Origin of the sequence: Vibrio vulnificus NBRC 15645 = ATCC 27562 (assembly GCF_002224265.1) — a bacterium.
GTDB lineage: Bacteria > Pseudomonadota > Gammaproteobacteria > Enterobacterales > Vibrionaceae > Vibrio > Vibrio vulnificus.
The window spans coordinates 2,692,316-2,717,628 of the sequence record NZ_CP012881.1 but is presented as its reverse complement, the minus strand read 5'-3'; the positions used below and the strand labels follow the sequence as shown (position 1 = coordinate 2,717,628).

16 protein-coding genes are annotated in these 25,313 nt (G+C 48.1%); 5 read left to right on the top strand and 11 right to left on the bottom strand.

All coding sequences use genetic code 11. The features are described from left to right. Positions 1-17: 17 nt before the first annotated feature. From malZ to yfbV, 5 genes are all read right to left on the bottom strand, one after another. Positions 18-1,856: a maltodextrin glucosidase gene (gene malZ, locus AOT11_RS12545; RefSeq protein ID WP_026050636.1), complete on the bottom strand. Its 1,839-nt coding sequence runs from the start codon at positions 1,854-1,856 to the stop codon at positions 18-20. A 142-nt stretch (positions 1,857-1,998) separates the two neighbouring features. Further along, the gene (locus AOT11_RS12540; protein ID WP_017421920.1) at positions 1,999-2,793 is read right to left on the bottom strand and encodes an ABC transporter ATP-binding protein; all 795 of its coding nucleotides are present in this window, start codon (positions 2,791-2,793) and stop codon (positions 1,999-2,001) included. Further along, a complete protein-coding gene (locus AOT11_RS12535) occupies positions 2,790-3,722 on the bottom strand; it encodes an ABC transporter permease (protein ID WP_011150648.1) in 933 nt (310 codons plus the stop codon). The genes AOT11_RS12540 and AOT11_RS12535 overlap by 4 nt, the downstream gene beginning before the upstream one ends. Positions 3,723-3,782: 60 nt before the next feature. Further along, positions 3,783-4,748 (bottom strand): ABC transporter substrate-binding protein, encoded by a 966-nt coding sequence (locus AOT11_RS12530; RefSeq protein WP_017421921.1) that lies wholly within the window; start codon positions 4,746-4,748, stop codon positions 3,783-3,785. A 264-nt stretch (positions 4,749-5,012) separates the two neighbouring features. Beyond that, positions 5,013-5,465, bottom strand: a complete 453-nt coding sequence (gene yfbV / locus AOT11_RS12525) for a terminus macrodomain insulation protein YfbV (protein ID WP_011080095.1) — start codon at positions 5,463-5,465, stop codon at positions 5,013-5,015. A gap of 341 nt (positions 5,466-5,806) precedes the next feature. Between yfbV and AOT11_RS12520 the strand changes: the two genes are divergently transcribed. Then, positions 5,807-7,003, top strand: a complete 1,197-nt coding sequence (locus AOT11_RS12520) for an acetate kinase (RefSeq protein ID WP_017421922.1) — start codon at positions 5,807-5,809, stop codon at positions 7,001-7,003. 138 nt (positions 7,004-7,141) lie between these two features. After that, positions 7,142-9,286: a phosphate acetyltransferase gene (gene pta, locus AOT11_RS12515; protein WP_017421923.1), complete on the top strand. Its 2,145-nt coding sequence runs from the start codon at positions 7,142-7,144 to the stop codon at positions 9,284-9,286. Between the two features lie 118 nt (positions 9,287-9,404). Here pta and metE read toward each other — a convergent pair whose 3' ends face one another. Beyond that, the gene (gene metE, locus AOT11_RS12510) at positions 9,405-11,741 is read right to left on the bottom strand and encodes a 5-methyltetrahydropteroyltriglutamate--homocysteine S-methyltransferase (RefSeq protein WP_017421924.1); all 2,337 of its coding nucleotides are present in this window, start codon (positions 11,739-11,741) and stop codon (positions 9,405-9,407) included. Positions 11,742-12,048: 307 nt separating this feature from the next. On the opposite strand from metE, the gene metR reads away from it, so the two are divergent. Further along, complete coding sequence (gene metR / locus AOT11_RS12505) at positions 12,049-12,960, top strand: HTH-type transcriptional regulator MetR (RefSeq protein WP_017421925.1); 912 nt, start codon at positions 12,049-12,051, stop codon at positions 12,958-12,960. An 11-nt stretch (positions 12,961-12,971) separates the two neighbouring features. On the opposite strand, the gene AOT11_RS12500 is transcribed toward metR, so the two are convergent. From AOT11_RS12500 to AOT11_RS12485, 4 genes are all read right to left on the bottom strand, one after another. Beyond that, positions 12,972-13,172 carry a DUF4250 domain-containing protein gene (locus AOT11_RS12500; RefSeq protein WP_026050635.1) on the bottom strand — a complete coding sequence of 67 codons (201 nt, stop codon included), beginning with the start codon at positions 13,170-13,172 and terminating at the stop codon, positions 12,972-12,974. 103 nt (positions 13,173-13,275) lie between these two features. After that, positions 13,276-13,962 (bottom strand): hypothetical protein, encoded by a 687-nt coding sequence (locus AOT11_RS12495; RefSeq protein ID WP_017421927.1) that lies wholly within the window; start codon positions 13,960-13,962, stop codon positions 13,276-13,278. Between the two features lie 90 nt (positions 13,963-14,052). Beyond that, on the bottom strand, positions 14,053-16,515 hold the full coding sequence (locus tag AOT11_RS12490) for an EAL domain-containing protein (RefSeq protein WP_017421929.1): 2,463 nt from the start codon (positions 16,513-16,515) through the stop codon (positions 14,053-14,055). A gap of 101 nt (positions 16,516-16,616) precedes the next feature. After that, complete coding sequence (locus tag AOT11_RS12485; RefSeq protein WP_017421930.1) at positions 16,617-19,079, bottom strand: EAL domain-containing protein; 2,463 nt, start codon at positions 19,077-19,079, stop codon at positions 16,617-16,619. Between the two features lie 209 nt (positions 19,080-19,288). On the opposite strand from AOT11_RS12485, the gene AOT11_RS12480 reads away from it, so the two are divergent. After that, positions 19,289-21,595: a YgiQ family radical SAM protein gene (locus tag AOT11_RS12480; RefSeq protein ID WP_017421931.1), complete on the top strand. Its 2,307-nt coding sequence runs from the start codon at positions 19,289-19,291 to the stop codon at positions 21,593-21,595. A 95-nt stretch (positions 21,596-21,690) separates the two neighbouring features. Here AOT11_RS12480 and AOT11_RS12475 read toward each other — a convergent pair whose 3' ends face one another. Further along, positions 21,691-24,114 (bottom strand): bifunctional diguanylate cyclase/phosphodiesterase, encoded by a 2,424-nt coding sequence (locus AOT11_RS12475; protein WP_017421932.1) that lies wholly within the window; start codon positions 24,112-24,114, stop codon positions 21,691-21,693. 240 nt (positions 24,115-24,354) lie between these two features. On the opposite strand from AOT11_RS12475, the gene AOT11_RS12470 reads away from it, so the two are divergent. Then, positions 24,355-25,284, top strand: coding sequence for a pyridoxal-phosphate dependent enzyme (locus AOT11_RS12470; RefSeq protein WP_017421933.1), 930 nt, complete (start codon positions 24,355-24,357; stop codon positions 25,282-25,284). Positions 25,285-25,313 lie beyond the last annotated feature (29 nt).

Below are 25,313 nucleotides of genomic sequence, written 5' to 3'. Positions count from 1 at the left end.
AGATTGTGCTAGAACTGTCACTCAAGTTTCCAAATTTGAATGGATTCAGAAGAGATATTAACCGCAACTTTACCATTTACTTGCAAAGCACTTTCATTACCCAATAGGGAAACCAGACGTCCCTGCGGCTTTCCAAGTTGCCAAATTGGCAGCGTCATAGTGCATGCCTTCGAATCTAAGTTGACCATAACAAGCAGAGTGTCTTCACCATACTGACGAGCAAAACTGAACGACGCTGGTTCAACATGCAAAAATTGGATCGAACCTTGCTGCAGCGCCTTAGACGTTTTGCGAAGTTCAATCAGGCGTTGGTGATATTGGAACGTCTCCACATGACCAATACGCTCCCACGGGAAACAGCGGCGGTTATCTGGGTCATTCTCACCTTCCAGCCCAACTTCACTACCATAATAAATGCATGGGGTTCCGACATAAGTGAACAGCAAGCCGAGAGCAATGTTCATGCGCGCTTGGTCATTTTCCAACAAGGTAATAAAACGTGCGGTGTCGTGGCTGTCGAGTTGATTGAACTGGCTGAGCTGGTTAAGCCAAGGTACTTTAGCGCGTGATTCATTTAGCCAATCAACAAAGTCGATGCAGTCGATCTCAATAGGGTGGTAGGCAATGTCTTTTTGGGCCAATAATGCTCTCACTGGATGCGCAAAGCCGTAGTAATTCATCGAGCCGTCTTCTTGATCGCCTTGGAGCCACTTACTCGCCTCAAAGAAATGCTCCCCCAATACATAAGCTTGAGGGTTTTCTTGTTTAGTCGCATTGCGGAACTGCTTAACATAGTAGGCATTGTTGCTCGCCCCTTCACCTTCTCCAAGCATGTGGATCACGTCAAAACGCCAACCATCGATTCGATAAGGTGCTTTCAACCAGTGGCGAATGGCCGCTTGTTCGCTGGCATAAATGTAATTACGTACCTCTTCATGTTCAAAATTCAGTACTGGTAAGCTGTCAACGCCCTTCCAGCCAATATAATTCTGGCTATCGTCTTCGAAAAAATAATAATGGCGATACGGCGATTCGATGTGGTGATAAGCCCCCATCTCACCTACCCCATTTTTATCAAACCAAGGGTGCTCACATGAGGTGTGATTAAAAACGGCATCAAGCACAATTTTCATACCGCGTTGATGAAGCGCTTCGCTCAACTCTGCAAACTCTTGATTGCTTCCCAAATGCGGATCAATGGTTAAGTAATCGGTGGTGTCGTATTTGTGATTGCTTGGCGCCGAAAAAATTGGATTAAGATAGAGCGCTGTCACGCCTAAGGTTTGCAGGTAATCCAGTTTGCTGCGAATTCCAGCCAAGTCCCCGCCATAAAACTCACAACCCCCATAGCCATTGTTTTTGTCAACGGCTGCTCCCCACTCTTTTGCGACCACAGGACGCGTGCCATTTTTTACCGAGTATTCGCCACTTCTAACGCTGATCTCCGGGTTACCATTACAGAAGCGATCAGGGAAAATTTGATAGAAAATCTGCTCACTCACCCACTCTGGCGGCTGATGAGATTGGTTGTATTTGAAATGGTACTCGCTGCCTGGCATCCGTTTCTGTACGCCACGAGCGTCTAACCAGACGGTGGCACCCTCTGTGATCACTTTGAAAACGTACTGGGTAATCTCTCGGTCTTTATTCAAAGGGAATGACGCTTGCCAGCCATCGAGTTCTCCTAACTTAGAGACTCGCTGCATTTCCACTAAGTATTCTTCATTGTCCGGCTCGTGCCGCAGGTAGACGGCTTGAATGCCTTCAGGCTGAGCTCTTAAGGTAACGTGAGCGATTTGATTCTCAACGCGGAAATAATCCGGCGTTTGCGCATGAAAAAGAAAAGGTAGGGTCATTGCGAGTACTCTTTTAATCGGTATTTCATACCATTCTAAAAGCACAGTGCTGAGCGACATCCCCCCTTGAGAAATAAAAATCACGTTATTTTTCAAGGGGAGATCACAATCGGTAGGAGGATAGTGAGGGCGTAGAGAAAAACTAATTGAGCAGTAAGCTGTCGTCGGCCAACTCTTCGCCACGCACTTTAGAGAACATCTCGAGGAGATCTTTCACCTGCATCCCCTCTCGCTGCTCACCAACAACATCCAGCACAATTTCACCTTGGTGCAGCATGACCGTGCGATCGCCACACGCCAACGCGTCTTTCATCGAGTGCGTCACCATCATAACGGTCAGGTTAAACTCTTTGACGATCCGTTTGGTGAGATCAATGATGAACGCCGCCATGCGTGGATCAAGTGCTGCTGTATGCTCATCAAGCAGTAAGAGTTTGCTGTCTGACAACGTAGCCATCACAAGGCTGACCGCCTGACGTTGTCCGCCAGAAAGAAGACCAATACTGTCACCCAAACGATCTTCTAACCCTAGCCCCAAAATGCTGATCCGCTCTTGAAACAGTTTGCGACGCTTTGCGGAGAGCGATAAGTGCCAACCTCGCTTTTTTCCACGCATGTACGCAAGCGCCATGTTTTCTTCAATGGTTAACGCGCCACAGGTGCCTGCAAGCGGGTCTTGGAACACACGAGCACAAAGAGAGGCTCGCTGGTCAACCGTCTGTGATGTCACATCGACGTCATCGATCAATACCTTGCCACCCACCATGGGGGTTTCACCTGTCACCGCGCCAAGTAAGGTCGATTTACCCGCCCCGTTAGAACCAATCACCGTCAAAAACTGATGCTCTGGCACTTCGAGCGTAACACCACTTAGCGCACGATTTTCTAAAATGGTGCCTCGATTAAAGGTGACCTGAATATCTTCCAAACGAATCATAGCGCACCTCCTGACTTCTGTTTGCCACCACTTGCTCCTGAGTTAACGGGCTTTTTTATCGCCATGTTTCCTTTTAGTTTTGGCGCAATCAACGCGATGGCAACCAGCACTGCCGTGACTAAATTGAGATCCGACGCTTGCAGACCAAACATGCCAGAACTTAGCGCAAAGGCGACCGCCAAACGGTAAAGGACTGAGCCGACGATGACCGCGACAACGGCAACCCAAATTTTTCGTCCCGGAATCAACGTTTGCCCAAGAATCACTGCAGCCAAACCCACCACGATGGTCCCGACACCCGACGTCACATCGGCAAAACTGTTGGTTTGCGCAAATAACGCCCCCGCAAAACCGACGAAGCCATTCGACAGCGCAAGGCCGAAATAGGTGTAAAAAGAGGTGCTACCTCCTTGTGCGCGCACCATGCGTGCGTTAACACCGGTAGCGCGTAAGCCTAAGCCAAAATCACTGTTGAGCAGGCGTACCACCAGCCAAGAGGAGATCAAAACGAGAATACCGACCACCAATGGGCGGATGAACATGGGATCACCCAAGCTTTCAAACGGGGTCAAAATGGTCTCTTCACCTAGTAACGCTAAGTTTGGTCGCCCCATAATACGAATGTTGATTGAGAACGCCGCAATCATGGTTAGGATGGAAGCCAAAAGATGAAGAATACCGCAGCGCACCGCCAAAAAAGCGGTCACCCAACCAGTCATCGCACCAGCTAGAATGGCCATCCCAGTAGCTAGCCATGGATTCACACCCGCAACGATAGCGGTTGCCGCAACCGCAGCACCCATCGGGAAACTGCCATCGACACTCAAATCCGGAAAATCGAGAACCCTAAAGGTTAAGTAAACACCTAAGGCAACTAAGCCGTAAAGTAAGCCAATTTCTAGCGCACCGAAAAACGCAAAAGCAGACATAGCAACTCCTTTATTCTGCTCTAACAAAGGGCCGAATCTCCGTCGGCCCTAGATAGGATTTTATTTGACGTCTGTGGCTCGAGAAAGCACAGAGGCTGGAATAGTAATACCTAATTTCTCTGCAGTGCCTTGATTCACAACAAGATCTGATCCCGTTGCCACTTTTACGTCTAGCTTACCTGGCTCTTGACCTTCCAAGATCGCAGCAACGTAATCCGCCGTTTGCACTCCAACTTGGTAGTAATCGAAACCTAAGCCTGCGATTGCCCCTTTCTCAACATAGGAAGTTGCACCACCAAATACCGGTTTTTTCGCTTGATTGGCAGCAACAATCATCCCTTCAATCGCACTGGCCACTGTGTTATCCGTCGGAGCGTAAATCACGTCAGATTTCGCAGCAATCGCTTGAGTCGCAGATTGAACATCCGCACTTTTTAGTGCTGTCGATTCCACCACCTTTAACCCTTTTTCTGCCGCGCTTTTCTTCAATAGCTCAACCAAGGTAACCGCGTTTGCTTCGCCTGGGTTGTACACTACACCAATCGCCTTGGCGTTAGGCAACAGCTCTTTAATCAGGTCGACGTGCTGAGATACGGGTGAGAGATCGGAAAGACCAGTGACGTTTTTCCCAGGTTGCTCCATGGATTTCACCAGTTTAGCGCCAACCGGATCGGTCACTGCGGTGAAAACAACTGGTATAGAGCGCGTGGCCGACACCAGTGCCTGAGCCGTTGGGGTCGCGATGCCAACTAAGACATCCGGGCTTTCCCCCACAAACTGACGAGCAATTTGTACCGCAATCGCTGGGTTACCTTGCGCCGTTTTGTAATCGAACTCGAGGTTTTCTCCTTCGACATACCCTTTTGCTTTTAGTCCATCTAAAAGGCCTTGTCGGGTGGCATCAAGTGCGGGGTGTTCAACGATTTGTGAAACGGCAACTTTGGCCATTTTTGCCATCACAGAATGGGAAGAAATTAAAGCAGCACCGGCAAGAACGGCCGTGGCGATCAGTTTTCCTGCTTTCATCTTGACTCCTTGAATTCAGCATAGGTTGAGATGTTGTGTGGTATCACGAAACCTCCACTCTGGATGAGCAAGGTTAAGCAATTATTTTTGTGCACTTTTTGTACATCTGAATGACATTATTACCAGCAACTTCTCTATTAGGAAAGCAGGATTTAACAGAAATACAACAAAACGAGAGATCAATGACGGTCACTCAGCGGGCAAAAGCAAAACGGGCAACCCGATTGGCTGCCCGTTAACGATCTTTTTTGAACAAGAGGAAACTTAGAACCAACGCTCGAGCGCGGATTTATCTAAGTGACGGAAAGCGCGGTTTAAGGTATGCGCCAACTCTTTGTAGCGAGGTCGGGATTTAAGCGGTTCTAATGCCGAACCACTTTCGACAATTTTCTGATGCAATTCTCGATACCACGTGGCCAGTGCCGGTGGCAGTTGAGTATTGGAACGATGGCCTAACCACCACATTCCTTGCAAAGGCAAACTCAATGCAAATAAAGCCATGACAATCGCTTGAGGCAGAGCTTGATAATTGTTGAACGCCATTTGAGTCAGGACACTGATGGCCGCTATCGCAGGCATCACTTTAATACCAAAACGCGTCGCTTTGATAATCCTTTGCTCAGGAAAGATTGCGCTCAGCTCTTTGCGCATCGGCCAAGTATCCATGTACTTTTGCCCATCTCTCAGACTGTGGGCAAGTCCGACTTTATTGTTCATACTGCTCTCTCACTAAAAATTAGTTGAAGATTTCAACTGAAAACGCAAAAAATTGATGAAAGTTAATATTCTTTCAAATTTTTTTTGTTATCATTGCTTATTATCGCTATCCTTTGCAGACCCTCAATCTCATTGTTGCTGTTATTTACAATTTAAGCAACTCTGAAGACCTTCTGCAATGGATCGCAAAGTGGTGATACGGGTTCACCTCTCTCTTAGAAATACGGAAATTGAAAGTTTTTTGACCAAGATTAGTGCGCAGCTTTGGTTGCATCGTCTATTCTTGTGAATGATTTTTCATCCTTACTGATTTTAATCAGACGAATAACAGGTAGTCACACATGTCTAAGCTAGTTTTAGTTTTAAACTGCGGTAGTTCTTCTCTTAAATTTGCTGTTGTTGATGCTGAGAATGGTGCAGAGCATCTTTCAGGTCTTGCTGAATGTCTTCACCTTCCTGAAGCTCGCATCAAGTGGAAACTTGATGGTAAGCACGAAGCTCAACTAGGTAACGGTGCAGCACACGAAGAAGCACTAGCGTTCATGGTAGAAACTATTCTTGCTTCTAAGCCAGAGCTTTCTGAAAACCTAGCTGCAATCGGTCACCGCGTAGTACACGGTGGTGAGCAGTTCACTCAATCAGCTCTAATCACTGACGAAGTTCTTAAAGGTATTGAAGATTGTGCAACGCTTGCTCCTCTTCACAACCCTGCGCACATCATTGGTATCAAAGCCGCTCAAAAATCTTTCCCAGCACTGAAAAACGTTGCTGTGTTTGACACCGCTTTCCACCAAACTATGCCAGAAGAAGCGTACCTATACGCACTTCCATACAACCTTTACAAAGAGCACGGTATCCGTCGTTACGGCATGCACGGTACTTCACACCTATTCATCACTCGTGAAGTTGCAGGCCTACTAAACAAACCAGTTGAAGAAGTAAACATCATCAACTGTCACCTAGGTAACGGTGCGTCTGTTTGTGCAGTGAAGAACGGCCAATCTGTTGATACTTCAATGGGTCTAACGCCACTTGAAGGTCTAGTAATGGGTACTCGTTGTGGTGACATCGATCCTGCGATCATCTTCCACCTACACGACACTCTTGGCTACTCTGTTGAGAAAATCAACACTATGCTAACCAAAGAGTCTGGCCTTGCTGGTCTAACTGAAGTGACTTCTGACTGTCGTTTCGTTGAAGACAACTACGGTCAAAAAGAAGAAGCAACGCGTGCGATGGACGTATTCTGCCACCGCCTAGCGAAATACGTAGCTGGTTACACTGCTACTCTAGAAGGTCGTCTAGATGCTATCACTTTCACTGGTGGTATCGGTGAGAACTCTGCACCTATCCGTGAAATGGTTCTTAACCGCCTAGGCATCTTCGGTATCGAAGTTGACAGCGAAGCTAACCTTAAAGCACGTTTCGGCGGCGAAGGTGTTATCACAACAGCAAACAGCCGTATCCCAGCAATGGTTATCTCGACTAACGAAGAGCTCGTTATTGCAGAAGACACTGCTCGCCTAGCAGGTCTTTAATTGACTTCTCTGGCTAGCCTTCAGGCTAGCCAGATTTCTTTTTGATAAAGAATCTGGGGCTTCACTTCTATTGTTTGGTCCGCCAAACCATAAGCAGTAAAGCTTTAAATCCCCCAATAGTTAAAGGTACTTTCTCTGATGTCCCGTACTATTATGCTTATCCCTGCGAGTGCTGGTGTTGGTCTTACTAGCGTAAGCATGGGTGTTCTTCGCGCTATGGAGCGCAAAGGCGTTAAAGTTTCTTTCTACAAGCCTATCGCACAACCACGTAGCGGCGGTGATCTTCCTGATCTTACTACCACTATCGTTGGCGCAAACAGCGATATGAAGATTGGCGAACCCCTATTGATGTCTGTTGCTGAGAACCTAATCGGTAACGACAACATGGACGAACTGCTAGAAACGGTTGTAGAACGTTACAACCAAATTAATAAAGATGCAGACGTAACGCTAATCGAAGGTCTTGTTCCTACTCGTAAGCACCCATTTGCTAACCAAGTAAACGCAGAAATCGCGGCAACACTTGGTGCTGAAATTGTTCTTGTGGCGACCCCAGGCACTGACAACCCAGCACAGCTAAAAGAGCGTATCGAAGTGGCTTGTTCAAACTTCGGTGGCACAAAAAACAAAAACATCTCTGGTGTTATCATCAACAAGCTAAACGCACCAGTTGATGAAGCAGGCCGTACGCGTCCTGATCTATCAGAGATCTTTGATGACGCAGACAGCGCGAAACAAAACCAGCTAGAAGTGATGCAAATCTTCAACTCTAGCCCAATTCGCGTTCTAGGTTGTGTGCCATGGAGCATCAACCTGATTGCAACTCGCGCAATCGATATGGCGAAGCACCTGAAAGCAGAAGTGATCAACGAAGGCGACATCAACACTCGTCGTATTAAGAGCATCACCTTCTGTGCACGTTCTCTGCCACACATGATTGAGCACTTCAAACCAGGCTCACTGCTTGTGACTTCTGCAGACCGTCCAGACGTTATCGTTGCGGCTTCTCTAGCAGCAATGAACGGCGTGGAAATCGGTGCGGTACTACTGACTGGCGGTTACGATATTCCTACAGAGATCGAAAAGCTATGTAAGCCAGCGTTTGAAAGTGGCCTTCCAATTTTCAAAGCACAAGGTAACACTTGGCAGACTTCGCTCAATCTACAGAGCTTCAGCCTAGAAGTACCTGCAGACGATAAAGAGCGTATCGAGTTCATCAACGACCACGTTGCGGGTCACATCGATGGCAACTGGATTGAGTCAATGACAGAAGGTACTGAGCGTTCTCGTCGTCTAAGTCCTCCAGCATTCCGTTACCAGTTGACTGAGCTTGCTCGTAAAGCGGGTAAACGCATCGTTCTTCCTGAAGGTGACGAGCCACGTACTGTGAAAGCGGCGGCGATCTGTGCTGAACGCGGTATCGCAGAATGTGTGCTGCTAGGTAACCCTGAAGAGATCAAGCGCGTGGCAGCACAACAAGGTGTTGAACTGGGCGCTGGCGTTAAGATCATCGATGCAGACGCGATTCGTGAAAACTACGTTGCTCGTCTTGTTGAACTACGTGGCTCGAAAGGCATGACGGAAGTTGTGGCTCGTGAGAAGCTGCAAGATTCTGTGTTCCTAGGCACTATGATGCTTGAGAACGATGAAGTTGACGGTCTTGTTTCTGGTGCGGTTCACACGACGGCAAACACCATCGTTCCTCCGTTCCAAATTATCAAGACTGCACCAAATGCGTCTATCGTATCTTCTGTATTCTTCATGCTTCTGCCTGATCAAGTACTGGTTTACGGTGACTGTGCGATCAACCCAGATCCAACGGCAGAACAGCTTGCAGAAATCGCGATTCAATCTGCGGATTCTGCTGCAGCCTTTGGTATTGACCCACGCGTAGCAATGATCTCTTACTCTACTGGTGAATCTGGTAAGGGTGCAGACGTTGATAAAGTACGTGAAGCGACCAAACTGGCTCAAGAGAAACGTCCTGATCTGATCATCGACGGTCCTCTGCAGTACGACGCAGCGATCATGGAAAACGTGGCAGCTTCTAAAGCGCCTAACTCTCCAGTAGCAGGTAAAGCGACTGTATTCGTATTCCCAGACCTCAACACGGGTAACACGACTTACAAAGCGGTACAACGTTCAGCAGACCTTGTTTCTATCGGTCCAATGCTGCAAGGTATGCGCAAGCCTGTAAACGACCTATCTCGTGGCGCGCTAGTCGACGATATCGTCTACACCATCGCTCTAACTGCAATCCAAGCGACTCAAGATCAGCAATAATCCACTGAATCTTTTGTCTCTTGTCAGTAAGACTGAGCAGCGATAGAACGAAAAAGGGGTTGGCACTATGCCAACCCTTTTTGTTTTATGACTCATTCGGTCTCTTTACGCGCTCGCTTTAAGCTTCTGTTTCTACGACTGCCACTGCCTCGTGATTCACTGCGCTAGTCTCCTCGGCTAACTCGTTTCTCAGGCGTTTTGCTGCAGACACCAAGTTTGCCAACGCCGCTTCGGTTTCTGGCCAGTTGCGTGTTTTCAAACCGCAGTCTGGGTTTACCCACAAGCGCTCTACTGGGATCTTCTGCGCCGCTTTTTTCACGAGATCGACAATCCACTCTTCGCTTGGAATGTTTGGTGAATGGATATCATACACACCCGGACCAATTTCATTTGGGTAGTTGAACTCTTCAAATGCTTTAAGCAGTTCCATATTCGAGCGTGACGTTTCGATGGTAATCACATCGGCATCCAATGCCGCCACCGACTCAATGATTTCGTTGAACTCGCTGTAGCACATGTGCGTGTGGATCTGCGTTTCTGGCCTCGCACTCGCTGCTGAAATGCGAAACGCTTCGACCGCCCAATCTAGGTAACTCTGATGATCACGCTTTTTCAGTGGCAGACCTTCACGAATCGCCGGTTCATCAATTTGAATGATATTGACGCCTGCATCTTGCAGGTCCGACACCTCATCACGAAGCGCCAACGCCAGTTGCTGGGCAATCGCTTTACGGCTGATGTCTTCACGCGGGAACGTCCAGCATAGAATCGTCACCGGGCCTGTCAGCATGCCTTTCATCTGTTTTGAAGTGAGCGACTGCGCGTAAGTAGACCAACCCACCGTGATAGGCTGCTCACGCTCAATATCAGCAACCACAATAGCAGGTTTCACACAGCGCGAACCGTAGCTTTGCACCCAACCAAATTGCGTGGTTTGGAAGCCCGATAAGTGTTCAGCAAAATACTCAACCATGTCGTTGCGCTCCGCTTCACCGTGCACAAGCACATCGAGATCGAGCGCTTCTTGGCGTTTTACCGCATCCGCTATGTGGCCCTTTAGCGCCTGTTCATACTCTGCTGAAGAAAGCTGACCACTGCGATAGGCACTGCGCTGAACACGAATCTCACTGGTTTGCGGGAAAGAACCAATCGTCGTGGTTGGCAATAACGGCAACTGCAATACCTCAGCTTGGTGTCGCGCACGTTCCGCATAAGGCACACTGCGCTGTGCAAGCTCTGCGGTAATCGCGTTCACTCGTGACTGCACCGTTGCTTTGTGTACATGAGCAGCCGACTTGCGTGCTTGGATTGGCTGGCTGTACGCCTCACACTGTGCAATCGCCGCCGCATCACCATCCAGCGCTTTACCCAGTAGCACCACTTCCGACACTTTTTGTTTAGCAAAAGCAAACCAACTACGCACTTCTGCAGACAAACCCGCTTCGAGATCTAAATCCACCGGTGAATGCAGCAGCGAACATGAACTGGCGATCCAAAGGCGCTCGCCCAATGCGACTTTCACCGGCTGAAGTCGCGCTAGCTGCGTTTTGACGTCCGAACGCCACACATTCCGACCATTGATAACCCCGAGCGACAGCACCCAATTTTGCGGCAACTTAGCCAGCACCGCATCCAATTGCTCTGGTGCGGCAGAAAGGTCAACATGAAGGCCGTCCACTGAGAGCTCGACAATACGATCGAGCGTATCAACCACAGAGTCAAAATAGGTGGTCAGCAGCACTTTTACCTCGCTGCGGATCACTTGGTAAGCAAGCTTAAATGCATCAAGCCAAGGTTTTTCCAACTCAAGTGCAAGAATAGGTTCATCAATTTGCACCCATTCAACACCTTGCTTGGCCAACTTGGCCAAAATCGCTTGGTATGCGGTGAGCAAACGAGGTAACAGTGTTAAGCGGTCAAATCCGTCTTCAATTTCCTTCCCAAGGTAGAGATAACTCAGTGGACCAAGCAGCACCGGTTTTACTTTGTGGCCAGCTTGTACGGCTTCGTTCACTTCTTCAAACAGTTGCGGCCAGCTGACTTCAAAGGTGTCCTCCTTCGTGAACTCTGGCACGATGTAGTGATAGTTGGTGTTGAACCATTTCGTCATGTCTGACGCGGCCGCACCATGACAAGGACAGCTCGATTGCGACTGACCACGGCCTACTCGGAACAAGGTATCCAAATCGGGGAAGCCATGACGATGGCGTTTTGGCACATGGCCAAGCAACAAGGTGGTGGTCAGAACATGGTCGTACCATGCGAAGTCCCCTGCGACGGCAAAGCTAAGCCCTGCTGAGGCTTGAGTTTGCCAATTTTTGTGGCGCAACTTCGCACCGACTTTTTTCAGTTCAGCTTGGTCGATTTCACCGCGCCAATATTTTTCTTGGGCAAATTTGAGTTCGCGTTTTTCGCCGATACGGGGATAGCCGAGGATATGCGTGGTCGTTGTCATGTCAAATTCCTTATTTTTCTATGCGTAATTTTTCTATGCTGGGATGGTTAGGCGGCTCACAAACGGCTGCTGAGCGGATGCAATACATCTTATTCGTCACATCTCTCGAGATGTCCGGATGGCTAAACTATCTCGCTAACCTCGCGTTTCGACAATCTCCAATTATTCAACTTGTTTATTAGAAAAATTCATCATAAGAAAAGAAACATCAGCAAAAAAATAAATAGACGTCTAGATGTTTACAGCTCCAAAAAAACTGGGTAAGTTAAAAAGGCTCATGTAACGAGCGATTGGTTGAGAGGGATTCATGATTGAGCTAAAACACTTAAAAACACTAACGTCATTGCGAGACACAGGCTCATTAACCGCCACAGCGACATCACTGCATCTCACTCAATCGGCGCTCTCGCATCAAATTAAAGATTTGGAAGCGCGCATTGGTGGTCAGCTCTTTTTGCGCAAAACTCGCCCCGTTAAGTTCACCTCAGAAGGGGAAATTTTGCTGCGCTTAGCCGACGAGATTTTGCCAAAGTTAGCCAGAGCAGAGAATGAGTTGGCGAGCTTAAAAGAAGACGTGAATGGCCGCTTACACATGGCGATCGAATGCCACTCCTGCTTCCAGTGGCTCATGCCTGCTCTTAAGGAATATCAGTTGACCTGGCCGAGCGTAACCCTCGATTTTTCCTCCGGTTTTGGCTTTGAGCCCCTACCCGCTTTGATGGCTGGTGAACTGGATTTGGTGATCACGTCCGATATCCAGCCTCGCTCTGAAGTGCATTACGAGCCACTGTTTGATTTTGAAATGCGCCTGATTACCGCCACCAACCATCCTCTTGCAAGCAAAGAGCGCTTACAACCTGACGATCTCGCCGATCAGACCATGTTGACTTATCCGGTACAAAAACAACGTTTAGACGTGGTGAAACACTTTTTAGCGCCCGCCGGTGTCGAGCCCGCTCGCTGGAAACAAGCAGACAACACACTGATGCTGGTGCAGATGGTTTCCGCCGGCTTGGGGGTTGCGGCTTTGCCCAACTGGGCGATCAGCGAATTTTCTCGCCAAGGGCTGATCACCAGTATTCCATTAGGTAAGGGATTGTGGCGACGACTGTTTGCCGCCACACGCAATGCCGATAAAGACAAACGCTATCTTCAAGCCTTTTTTGCGACGGCAAGACAACAATGCAAAAGCCATCTTGATGGCATCAAGATGGCTTAAGGGAATGATCACTAGCGAGAGTATGATTTGAATTGGTTGGTGAGCGGATCGTATTGGTAGCCCAAACCATCCAGTTTGCCAACCACTTGCTCAACGTCCATTTCGTACATGCTGACCAGATCTTCAAAGCTGTCGCATTCCAGTCGTAACTTCTCGTTGACGATGCCCAGTAGAATAATGCTGTCTAAACGGGCGACGTTACTCAGATCCATGACTACGCTCCTTTGTTGGTACATCTCTATTAAGCGTAGTCACTATTTCAAGTGGATAAAGTGAAGCGGGTCTAAATGTTTGAATGTTCGTCAGAGATGAGACTTATCCATTCACCACAAACAAAATCTGCATAGAGACGGTGGCAGCCACTACCATCAGCCACGAGGTTGAAAGCTGAAGTTTGCTGGCGGTTTTTCCGGTGAAAATATGCCAACACCACACCACAATGCCGCCAATGACCAGCGCTAGGCTGGTGAGAATCAAGGTGATGGCTTGAGTCTGTGCCTGTTCATCAAAGCCAGACGCAACAGCCAGCAACGAAAGCGCTAGGCCCATCGCCGCCACAATACCGCTAAACGGCAAAATGCGGTGGAAGGCTTGCAAACGTGAGCGAGCAATCACTAACAACAAGTGCGCAAACGCCGCGCCAAGCAGTACCACCATCATCACCGTCGCCACAGACGCCCCCCACATGGGTTGCTTCATCGCCTGAATCGCAACAAACGACACCGCTAAGCCATCGGCTAAGTAGAGAACCCAAAGTGGCCCTGCATCACGCGTTTTGCCCGTTTGTACTTTGGAGTAGAAATAGAAAATGGCAAACACCACTAAAAATGCAGCAATCTCAATGGAAGAGACCGCCATCCACATCAAACCAATCGCAGGAAGCAGTTTATGAATGCGGCCACGTTGGCCCGGGCAAATATCGCCTTTAACCAAAACAAGAGTCAAAACAAGTTGTGCTCCTAGTAACATTGGAGCAAACGAAGAGAGTAAGAACTGAACCATGATGAATAACGCTATGCGATTAAAACTGGGCAGGCATGATACCCAAAGCCTTATCGAACAGCAATTGATGTCCTTCAGATTGCCACATGCCTAACATCCCTGAGCAAAGTAACGCAGTACCTCTTTTTGCGTCACAACGCCCATGTATTTGCCCAACTCATCCAACACCACCCAAGGGAATGGCAACTCTTGAACGATCAACTCGCCGATATCCACCGCTTTGGTCTGGTAGCTGATGCTCGAGAACTGGGTCTTCATCACCTGATTTAGCGTCCGTTTCGAGATCGAGAGATCTTTCATGGTTTCCAGTTTTGTGCCTAACGTCGCGGAAAGATGCAAATTGAGCGTTTCGCTATCGACAATGCCGAGGCATTCATCATCATCCACAATCGGTATCACCGTAAGGCTGCCCGCATCCAAAAGCGCTTTTGCTTGCCCAAGGGTGTCTTGAGGCCCAAGCGTGCTTTGCGTCGCTAAAGAGAGCCTTAGCACGCCCATGCTTCGCACACTCTCGTTACTTTCAAGGAAGTCACTCAGTTGAGCTTGATAGTTCCAAGCTAAGTGCAGTTGATCCAAAGGCAGGGGCTTAGAGAAAAAGTAGCCTTGAATGAAATCTACCCCTAACCCGCACAAGACTTCCAATTCCTGTTTGGTTTCCACGCCTTCGGCCACCACTTTCACGTTAAGGGTATGGGATAGCTCCGTGATCATTCGGACGATGTGATATTTGTGCGTACCAATGCGAATATTGGTCACAAACTCTCTGTCGATTTTGAGCAAATCAAAGTTGCAATCACTCAGATAGGTGAAAGAGGAATACCCTGTGCCGAAATCATCAATGGCGACGCTCACCCCCATGTGACGAATGCGTTTTATCAATTCCGATTGGTTCGACTCGCTATCAAAATACGCGCTTTCCGTCAGCTCTATTGTCACTAACTCAGGTGTATCGGCGTACATGCAAACCATCTGCTCGGCATTTTGCAACACCTCTTCAGCACCCAACTTGGTGTTGAGTGAACGGTTGATGGTAATGCCAATCCGCCGACCAAAACGTTGGTGGATAACTTTTAACCCTTCGAGCGATTTCTTGCCTACTGTCCAATCCAGATCGGCAACCATTTCAAGATCTTCAGCAATGCCAACCATTTCTTGAGTATTCTGCCACTGGCCATGTTTGTCTTTAAAACGGCACAGCGCTTCAAACTTGGCGATATCCCACGTCGCCGTATCGACGATCGGCTGGTAAAACACGTCTACCGATTCCTCTTTGATCGAGCGCACCACCAGCTCTTCCAACTCTCTTCTGCGCAGCACTTCTCGGTGAATCGAACCGTGATAGAAGGTGATCATACCTTTATGCTGACCATCATGCTCAAGCATGGCTTGTACCGCGTGTGACACCATCACTTTAGGGTTTTGCGTATCATGCCCAAGTATCGAAACCCCCACTTTCCCGCCCAACACCGCATTTTGCACTTCCTCACCACTCAAATGGGTCAGTTGAGCGAAAAACTTACGGATGGTTTGATGAATGATTTGAACCTGATTCGGTCCTTGGCTTTTGTTACATTCGATCGCCGCAACAAAGTGATTGCCGCCTAAATAACCCACGGCGCTACTGATGCGGTTTTTCTCCAAGCTTTCTGACAGGCGCTGTTTCAGTTCATATTCATCACCTGCCGCGAAGTTGGGCAAAAATGCCAGCACCATTAACAAATCATCATTGTTCGAGTCCATCCAGCGTACCGTCAGTTGCTGGGTAAACTGCTTTTCGGTTGGCAGCTGTGTCAACAACTCAACGCCACCATGTTCCATGTCAGCAATTCGATAAAGTCGGTCAGAGAAATCAACATACAAACCAAGGTAATAGATTTTATCGTCACAAGTGAGTTTTTGCAGCGTCAGTTCCTGCGGCACAATCGCACCGCCAAAGGTACGAATAAGCACCACGCCTTGCCACAACCCTTTGCTGTTTACCTCTTCAGAGATGCTTTGATAAAACTCATCGCTGTGCTTACCTGAATCCAAAATCGACGCGCGCTGCCCAACAATTTGATTGAGCTTGTAACCGGTGTGATTTTCGAAGTAGCGATTGCACAGCAAGATCTGTGTTGTGGCATCTGTGAGCAGAATGCCATGATGATCATTGTCGAACGCTTGGCGAAACAGCGTCGAAAACTCATTCCCTTTGGTATCGACACTAAACAGTTTGCGGATTTCCCCCTCTACGGCATTCTCCGCTTGGGGAACAAATCGAAACAGCACATAGTGGCTGACCGAGTTGAGGCTAATCCAACAACGGTAGCTGCCTGATTTTTTGGATTGGCACGCTCGATCAAGCAAGTTGAGTAATTGCAGTTTGTCGATGGTGGCAAACGAAGACCAAAATAACGCGCTGACATCCTCACTCAGTCCGATACGCCAAAAATGACGAAACAGCGCTTCATCAACATGTAAGCACGCATCACCGTGTTTCCATTGCCAGCCATACGATGATGACTTGGTGGAATGTTCGCCAGAGCGCCACTCTCCTCTGGAAGGTTGTAACATAGTTTTTCCTTAACGAACCTCACGCTAGCCACTGCGTTGACGTTAATAAAAACCCTAGCCTCTTTAAAATTAGGTGATGAGGCGCAGTTACACCAGTCGAACTAACTAAGATTCTTGCGCAAATATTTAAGGACCGAGTGCATTTCAATCACCCCTTTATAGTCTCCATCGTCATCCACCATGATCCAAGGAAACAATTCCAATTGGTTAATGACCACCGCCAACGCGCTCATTTGTGTGTGCCAGTGCAGTGTTGAAAAATTCAACACCATCACTTGATTGACGCGCTTGTTCCACAAACCGGCTTCTTTCATAGTTTCCAGCTCTGTGCCCATCCCTGGCGTTAAATGTAAGTTCATCGCTTCTCTATCGACAAACCCTACACATTTCCGCCCGTCCACCACCGGGATAATGTTGAGATCATCTCGCTGCAAATATTCAAACGCTAATGAGATTGGGTCTCCTGGGTCAAGATGTGGCGTGGCGGGCGTGGCAAGATCGCAAACGCACCCTTTTGAGCCGTATTTCTTCTGGTAGGGCGCCAAAGAGAGCGCTTCGAATTGCTGCTGAGCGTCACTTTTGAGGGCAAAAGGCTTAGCAAAAAAGTACCCCTGAACGCTGTCCACACCGATTTGTGCCAAAATTTGCAGCTCGGTTTCGCTTTCTACCCCTTCAGCGACCACCCGCAAACCCAGTTGATGCGAAAGCTCTGTCAGCGAACGCACAATGCGATATTGATTGGAGTTAACACGAATATTTTGCACAAACGCGCGATCGATTTTGAGCACATCAAAATGGCATTGTGTGAGGTATTGAAACGAAGAGTAACCGGTACCAAAATCGTCAACGGCAACAGAAACGCCCGCTTTACGCAGCAGCTTCAGTCCATCGGCTTTGTGTTCTTCACTTTCAAAATAGGCATTTTCCGTGATTTCCACCGTCACTTGCTCAGGTTGTACGCCACTTTCATCAATCAGCAACGCCGTTTGCATCAACAACTGACTGACACCCGTTGAAGAACTGATGGAACGATTAAACGAAATGCCTACTTGTGGCCCAAAACACGACTGTAAATACTCAAGATCGCTTAATGCTCGCCTTGCCACCTGCTGGTCGAGGGTTTCAATCATGTCCAAGTCTTCGGCGATATTGATCAACTCTTGAACCGAGGCTTGTTCACTCAATTCGGGGGGAAACCGGCACAAGGCTTCGAACTTATCTACTCGCCACTGTTGTAGATCGATAATCGGTTGGTAATGCACCTCAATGGTTTTCTGCTCGATACACTCAAGCAATAAGGTTTCTAAGCGCTTTTTCTTTTCGATTTGCAAGTGCATAGCGTGATCATAAAAACTGATGTGTCGTTGCTGCCCTGAATGCATTTCCAACAGAGCCTGATTTGCATGAGTGAACAGTGCTGCCGGCGTTTTTGCGTCAACACCGAGAACCGAAACACCGGTTTTTCCTTGGGTTAGCGCTTGCGAAACTTCGCCTTTGGCTTGCTTGAAACCGTGAAAAAATCGCTTCATACGTTGGCGAACCTGACGAATGAGAGAAATATGCGGATGATGTTTAATCTCCAGCCCAACAACAAAGCGATCATTGCCAAGATAGCCCACTAAGTGATTATGGCTGTGCTCAAACAGAAACTGAGCAAATTCTCTTTTCGCATTCAGCTCTGTGCTGTAAGAGAAATTCGGTTGTATTGCCAGAAGGAGGAGCGTTGATTTGTCACTTTCACTTTGGTACCAAACCTCCAATAAACGCAGGAACTTCTCTTTAGAGGGCAATTGAGTGAGAAGATCAATGCCTCCTTTTTCCCGATCATTAAGGCGATTGAGATGCGTAGAGAGATCAGCACTAAAGCCAATAAAATAATCTCGACCCGCTAAAGTCACTTTCTGGATGGTAAGATCTTGTGGCGTATTCTCTCCCCCTGAGGTTCGGGTCAAAATCGCCCCAGACCAACTGCCCTCCGTTGCAAGGGCGTGCCACATCGACTGATAGAAATGCTCGGAGTGTTTGTCTGCGTTAAAAATACGAGATTTAAGTCCAATAAGATCGCGGCGATGATACCCAGTAAGGCGTTCAAAATAGGCATTACACGCGAGGATGCGAGTCTCTTCATCGGTCACTAAAATGCCATGGTGGTCGTTTTCAAACAAGCGATAAAACAGCTCGGCCACTTCATCGGCATCACGCAGGAGCAATAATGGTGTGACGGTTCCAGCAAGCTGATTCTCCCCTTGTTTTTCAATATCAAACTCAACAAACGTGACAATGTTTAACGGCGTCACGAGCGCACATTGGTAACGTTGACTGACACCCGTCATTAACACTTGGCGAAAAACGTCTATCGCTTTTTTCCGTTGAGAAATCGGCAACCATTGGATGAGTTGCTTAGTGGTAATCGGAAAGATCTCCACACCAAATAAGGCATAGGCGGTACTCTCTTCGCATTCAAACCGCTGAGTAACAAAGTTGAGCCGCCAGTCAAACGCGACACCAATGACATTTTCATGATCCTGAACTTCACTCGACGAACCAACTAACTTCTCATCCATGGGCCAACTCCATGCCAAATACGACTCTTGTTTCATAATTATAGAATCGTTGCCCATCGTTAACCTTGACTACCTCTACAGTTTTTACCTTGCTTCTTACCAGTGGGCTTTGGTTAGCAAAAAAACGTGATAAAACTAGGGTTATGTAGTTGTGGATAGTGGTCTCACAAGCCGCTATAATTCGCGCTCGCAAAATCTGAGGTTATTTTATGCACAGCGATATTACCCCTATCCATACCCACAAAAAATATTGGGCCGAATGTTTTGGCACCGCCCCTTTTCTGCCAACCAGCAGAAAAGAGATGGACGCATTGGGTTGGGATAGCTGTGACATTGTTCTAGTCACCGGCGATGCTTATGTCGACCATCCAAGTTTTGGTATGGCGATCATCGGTCGCTTACTGGAAGCGCAAGGCTTTCGCGTTGGCATCATTGCTCAACCACAGTGGCAAGATAAAACCGACTTCATGTTGCTTGGTAAACCAAACCTGTTTTTTGGTGTCACCTCCGGCAACATGGACTCGATGATCAACCGCTACACTTCAGATCGCAAATTACGCCACGATGACGCCTACACGCCAAATAATGAAGGTGGCAAGCGCCCAGATCGCGCCACACTTGTTTACTCGCAGCGTTGTCGTGAAGCCTATAAAGACGTACCTATCGTTTTAGGCGGCATCGAAGCAAGCCTACGCCGTGTTGCTCACTACGATTACTGGTCCGACAAAGTGCGTCGCTCTGTTTTGCTTGATGCCAAAGCGGACATTTTGTTGTTTGGTAACGCGGAGCGTGCATTGGTGGAAGTGGCGCATCGTTTGGCTGAAGGCGAAGAGATCGCTCAAATGACCAACATTCGTGGCACCGCAGTTAACCTTGCGGCAGAGCCAGAAGGCTACACCATCATCGATTCCTCGCGCATCGAGAAGCCACGTAAAGAAGCCTTTATTCCGCCAAACCCTTATGAAGTGGAAACACAGTGCGAAACCAAATCGGAAGAGCCCAAAGCACAGCCGATTACGATTCGTCCTTCGCGTCACGACGCTGCGACCACGGCGGTGCGTTTGCCAAGTTTCGAGAAGCTGCAAAACGACCGTATTCTTTATGCGCACGCCAGCCGTATCCTTCACTTGGAAACCAACCCTTATTCTGGCCGCGCACTGATCCAGCGTCACGGTAATCGTGAGCTTTGGGTAAACCAAGCGCCGATCCCGCTGACCACCGAAGAGATGGATTATGTGTTCGGTTTGCCATATGCGCGCGTTCCGCACCCGAAATATGGTAAGGCGAAGATTCCTGCCTACGACATGATCAAAACTTCAGTCAACATCATGCGTGGCTGTTTTGGTGGCTGTTCATTCTGCTCAATCACCGAGCACGAAGGGCGCATCATCCAAAACCGTTCACAAGAGTCGATCTTAACTGAGCTCGAAGAGATCCGAGATAAAGTCCCCGGTTTTACGGGCACTATTTCTGACTTAGGTGGCCCAACAGCCAACATGTATCGCCTCGGTTGTAGTGACCCGAAAGCCGAAGCGAACTGTCGTCGTCCATCGTGTGTCTTCCCGGGGATCTGTCATAAACTCAATACCGATCATAAACACACCATCGACCTCTACCGCGCAGCGCGTCAAGTTAAAGGGGTGAAGAAAGTGATGATCGCCTCTGGCGTTCGTTATGATCTCGCGATTGAATCTCCTGAATACGTGAAAGAACTGGTCACGCACCACGTTGGTGGTTACTTGAAAATTGCTCCTGAGCACACCGAAAAGGGCCCTCTCGACCTAATGATGAAGCCGGGTATGGGCACTTACGATCGCTTCAAAGAAATGTTCGATAAGTACAGCCAAGAAGCGGGCAAGAAGCAGTATTTGATCCCGTACTTCATCTCTGCTCACCCGGGCACGACCGATGAAGACATGTTGAACTTGGCATTGTGGCTGAAGAAAAACAATTACGAATGTGATCAGGTACAGAACTTCTACCCATCGCCAATGTGTAATGCAACATCGATGTACTACTCTGAGACTAACCCATTGAAGCGCGTTAAGTATAAGCAACGTGAAGATGTGCCGGTAGCAAAAGGGGATCGCCAGCGTCGTCTGCACAAAGCGCTGCTGCGTTACCACGATCCAGCCAACTGGCCGTTGATCCGCGAAGCACTGATCACCATGGGTAAAAAGTATTTGATCGGTGATAAACCGGGCTGTTTGGTGCCTGCGGAAGATGTGGATGCTCGCACGCCAGCACAGCGTCGCAAGTCTGGTCGTCATGGCGCCAACCGTTTTGCCACCAAACACACCAGCACGCAACCGGGTTTCCCAGGTGATAAAGCTAACGCGGGTTCAGGCAAAAAACCAACACGTGGCGGCCAGTCAAACTCGGCGCCATCGCGTTCAGGCTCAGCGACTGGTGGCAAACATCCACAGCGCTCTGGTGCAAACCCAGGTGGGAAAAGCTCAGGTGGAAAAAACTCACCACGCGCAGGTGGCAGAAACCAACCTTCACGAGCTCGCTAAAGCCAATAAAAAGAGGCGTCTGTGATCACAAAGCGCCTCTAAGTGTTCAAAAGCCAAGGTCTCGACCTTGGCTTTTTGTATGTTGATGTCACGCCTTAAACGCTAGCGGTTCTGCTGGCTTCAACGACGTTTACCAGATCTTTTAGTGACACGGGTTTAGAGAACAAATACCCCTGAAGACGGTCACAACCCAGTTGATGTAAGCGGATTTGCTGGTCAACCGTCTCGACCCCTTCCGCCACCACAATAATTCGGTTGGAATGACCAATCGCTACGATGGTCTTGACCAAACTTTCACTCTGCGATCGACTGAGCATATTGCTGACAAACGAGCGATCTATCTTAATTTCACTGATGGGTAGCGCATTCAAATAACTGAGCGATGAGAAACCGGTACCAAAGTCATCCAACGAGATATGGAAGCCGAGTTGGCGCAGCTCTTCCATGATAGGTTTAACCTCTTCCAACTCTTCGATAAACACGTTTTCAGTAATCTCTAAGGTGATCAAGCGGCAATCAATATCCAACTCGCGAGTTACGCAATACACACCATTAACAAAACCTTTTTGCAGTAATTGTTTCGGGGAAATATTGATCGAAACCGGCATGGTTCGCCCTGTGGTTTGCGCTAGCCACTTCATGTCCGAACACGCTTTGCGCAGCACAAAATCACCAATCGCGAAGATCTGCCCAGAGATTTCGGCAATCTGTATGAATTTCATCGGAGACACCGCACCGAGGTAGCCATTGGTCCATCGACACAGCGCCTCAACGCCTTCAATCTGACCGGTTCTTGGGTTCACTTGCGGCTGGTAATACACCTCTAGCTCCTCGCGCTCAATGGCGTATTTCAACTCATCTTCCAAAAGGAAATCGTATTGGACCTGCTCGTTAATGCTCTGATCATAGAACATCACTTGCCCTTTGTGTTGAGCTTTCGAACGGAACAACACAATGTCTGCATTGGCAATTAATTGATCGGCGCTGTCACCATCTTGAGGATACATCGCCACACCAACACTGCACGATGTTGACACCAAAGCGCCATGCAAAATGAAATGGTCGGTCAATGAACGTCGAACGCTTTCTGCCAGCATCTCGGCCTCTTCCTTACTGCTTAGCTCTGCAAAACAGAAGACAAACTCATCTCCGCCAAAACGGGCTACGCTGTCACCCGGTCGCAGCAGTTGGCTGAACTTCTCACCTACTCTGAGCAGTAACTCATCACCCACTTTGTGACCATGTTGATCATTCACCTTCTTAAAGTTATCCAAATCAACAAACATCACCGCCAGTTGCTTACCACTTACTCGGCAACGTTGAATGCCTGACACAATTTGTACTTCCAGCAAGGAGCGGTTTGGCAGTTTGGTGAGAGAATCGTGCTTCGCTTGGTAGGCCAGTTGCTCTTGGCTCTGTTCCAGTTTTTTAAAATCGGTGCGAATGCGTTTTTGATATTGATTAAAACGACGGCCAATGTAGTGACTGACTGCCAGTGATAACGACGCCAAAACAAACGCCAATAACAGACAAAGCGTGAGAATTTTAAACAGCTCAGAGCGGTAGCGGTCACGCAAATCACGCCCTTGCTTATCAATGAATTTTTCGATCTCCGACAGATAAACCCCACCACCGATCACCCAACCCCATTCCGGCAGCTTTTTGACGTAACTGATTTTCTCTCCGCTGGTCACGGCTTTCGGCACATAGGCACTTTCATAGCGAACAAACGCGGCGTTTTCATCTCCGGTTTTCTCTAGCGCATCAAGGAAAAGCTGCAATAAGTGCGGTTGATTCACGCTCAGCTTGCTACGGTCAATATGAGCGATGGTCTCACCTTCCATATTCAACACAAAAATGTAGCCGTTGCTATCAAAGCGAAACTCTGAGAGCCACTTCAGCATCCGTTTTTGGATATACGCTTCCACATCAACCGTGTATTCCCCGGTACCAATAAACCAATCGTAAGGGGCAAAGTGTTTGGCATAGCCAATTTTCTCAAACTCTTGCGTGCCAAAGCCCGGTTTTTGAAACCACCAGCGAGAAAACGCGCCCCCATCAGTGGAACTGCGAATGTTGCGCACAATATCTCGGGCAATATAGCCGCCTTGTGTGTCTTGCAATTCCCATGTGGAGGTTTGTTCTAGATCTGGACGAAGAGGATGCATGACCGTTGTGCCATCCATCTTGTAGATAAAATAGTAGCCGCGCCCATCGTTGAATCGGACATCACGCAGCGCTTCCATCACCAGTTGAGTCACTTCCTTCTCTGAAAGATGTTGATTGGCTTTGTATATACTTTCGATGATTTGATAAGCTTCTAAGGTGCGGGCTTTTACTGAGGCTTTAAGAACATGAATCGTTTGACCGCGCTCATACTCTAACTGCTGATAAACACTTTCAACTTGTCGTGCAACATTGGCTTTTTGATTGTCGGTGAAATCGCTGCGCAGTGTTTCAATCAATTGCGTAGTGCGGCTTTTATTGCCATTGACGATCACCGCCACCAAGATCAACATAAAGCCTGTAATGATGCACAACGGAATTATACGAATTAGCCGTAGAATGTTTTGATCTGAACTCGAATGCACGTTTTCTAAAGCTCCAGCCTTGACGTAGTATTTTTAAGAACTGAAGTATCGCTAGCTGTTGCGTCTTAGTGTTGAGACTTTTTCTCTCAACGCTTAAAATCGCAGCGACACGACCTTCCAATTTATCATTTATATTTATTTTCTTTTAAGTCAATAACATCACACGTAATGAAACTCGATAACAGCCCCATTACTCAACATTGTTACGCCGGTCATACCTTTTACCTAAAACGTGACGACTTGTTGCATTCCCACTTTAGCGGGAATAAGGCAAGAAAATTCATGAGCTTATTGAACGCCAATTTGCCCAATATCACCACTCTGATCAGTTATGGCTCCGCGCAAGCAAACTCTCTCTTTTCTTTGGCCGCGTTGGCACGCATCAAAGGTTGGAAACTCGAGTTTTATGTCGACCACTTACCAGAATGGCTACGCTCACGCCCACAAGGTAACTATCGTGGTGCGTTAGAGCTCGGCGCGGAGATCATCGAGGTCTCTCAACACGCTCCCGGCATGCATCCTCAGCAATATATCGAGCAAGTAAGACAGCCATCAGATGCCTGCTATGTCGTTCCAGAAGGTGGGCGCTTTGAACTGGCAGAAGAAGGCATCAAACAGCTGGCTTTGGAACTGCTGACTTGGTCACGCTTTGAACCGTCGAAACAATTTGTCGTCGCGCTCCCGTCAGGAACCGGCACCACCGCACTTTATCTGCACAAATACCTTAAACCTCATGGCATTGATGTTTTGACCTGTGCGTGTGTCGGAGGCGACAGCTACCTCACCAGCCAATTTGAGCAATTAGGCGAAACAGACCATCCCCAGCGCCTTACCCCACCCAACAAGCACCATTTCGGCAAGCTGTATAAAGAGGACTACCAAACCTGGTTGTCGCTACTCAATCACACCGATATTGAGTTTGACCTCCTATACGACCCGCTCATGTGGCGCTGCTTGCTCCCTTGGTTAGAGGAAAATAAAGATAAAACGCTGCTGTATATTCACCAAGGAGGCTTGTTAGGAAATGAGTCAATGCTGCCAAGATATCAGCGAAAATTCCCATTAGAAGAGAATTTACCCTCCGCTATCGATAAATAACTCACGAATGTTACAAAATAACGCTGTAT

Excerpts from the sequence above, each read along its gene's own strand:
- metE (WP_017421924.1), bottom strand. The coding sequence starts at position 11,741 with ATGACAACGACCACGCATATCCTCGGCTATCCCCGTATCGGCGAAAAA.
- malZ (WP_026050636.1), bottom strand. The coding sequence starts at position 1,856 with ATGACCCTACCTTTTCTTTTTCATGCGCAAACGCCGGATTATTTCCGC.
- AOT11_RS12535 (WP_011150648.1), bottom strand. The coding sequence starts at position 3,722 with ATGTCTGCTTTTGCGTTTTTCGGTGCGCTAGAAATTGGCTTACTTTAC.
- AOT11_RS12485 (WP_017421930.1), bottom strand. The coding sequence starts at position 19,079 with ATGGATGAGAAGTTAGTTGGTTCGTCGAGTGAAGTTCAGGATCATGAA.
- AOT11_RS12475 (WP_017421932.1), bottom strand. The coding sequence starts at position 24,114 with ATGTTGATCTTGGTGGCGGTGATCGTCAATGGCAATAAAAGCCGCACT.
- AOT11_RS12530 (WP_017421921.1), bottom strand. The coding sequence starts at position 4,748 with ATGAAAGCAGGAAAACTGATCGCCACGGCCGTTCTTGCCGGTGCTGCT.
- yfbV (WP_011080095.1), bottom strand. The coding sequence starts at position 5,465 with ATGAACAATAAAGTCGGACTTGCCCACAGTCTGAGAGATGGGCAAAAG.
- AOT11_RS12495 (WP_017421927.1), bottom strand. The coding sequence starts at position 13,962 with ATGGTTCAGTTCTTACTCTCTTCGTTTGCTCCAATGTTACTAGGAGCA.
- AOT11_RS12490 (WP_017421929.1), bottom strand. The coding sequence starts at position 16,515 with ATGTTACAACCTTCCAGAGGAGAGTGGCGCTCTGGCGAACATTCCACC.
- AOT11_RS12480 (WP_017421931.1), top strand. The coding sequence starts at position 19,289 with ATGCACAGCGATATTACCCCTATCCATACCCACAAAAAATATTGGGCC.
- AOT11_RS12500 (WP_026050635.1), bottom strand. The coding sequence starts at position 13,172 with ATGGATCTGAGTAACGTCGCCCGTTTAGACAGCATTATTCTACTGGGC.
- AOT11_RS12540 (WP_017421920.1), bottom strand. The coding sequence starts at position 2,793 with ATGATTCGTTTGGAAGATATTCAGGTCACCTTTAATCGAGGCACCATT.
- AOT11_RS12470 (WP_017421933.1), top strand. The coding sequence starts at position 24,355 with ATGAAACTCGATAACAGCCCCATTACTCAACATTGTTACGCCGGTCAT.
- metR (WP_017421925.1), top strand. The coding sequence starts at position 12,049 with ATGATTGAGCTAAAACACTTAAAAACACTAACGTCATTGCGAGACACA.
- pta (WP_017421923.1), top strand. The coding sequence starts at position 7,142 with ATGTCCCGTACTATTATGCTTATCCCTGCGAGTGCTGGTGTTGGTCTT.
- AOT11_RS12520 (WP_017421922.1), top strand. The coding sequence starts at position 5,807 with ATGTCTAAGCTAGTTTTAGTTTTAAACTGCGGTAGTTCTTCTCTTAAA.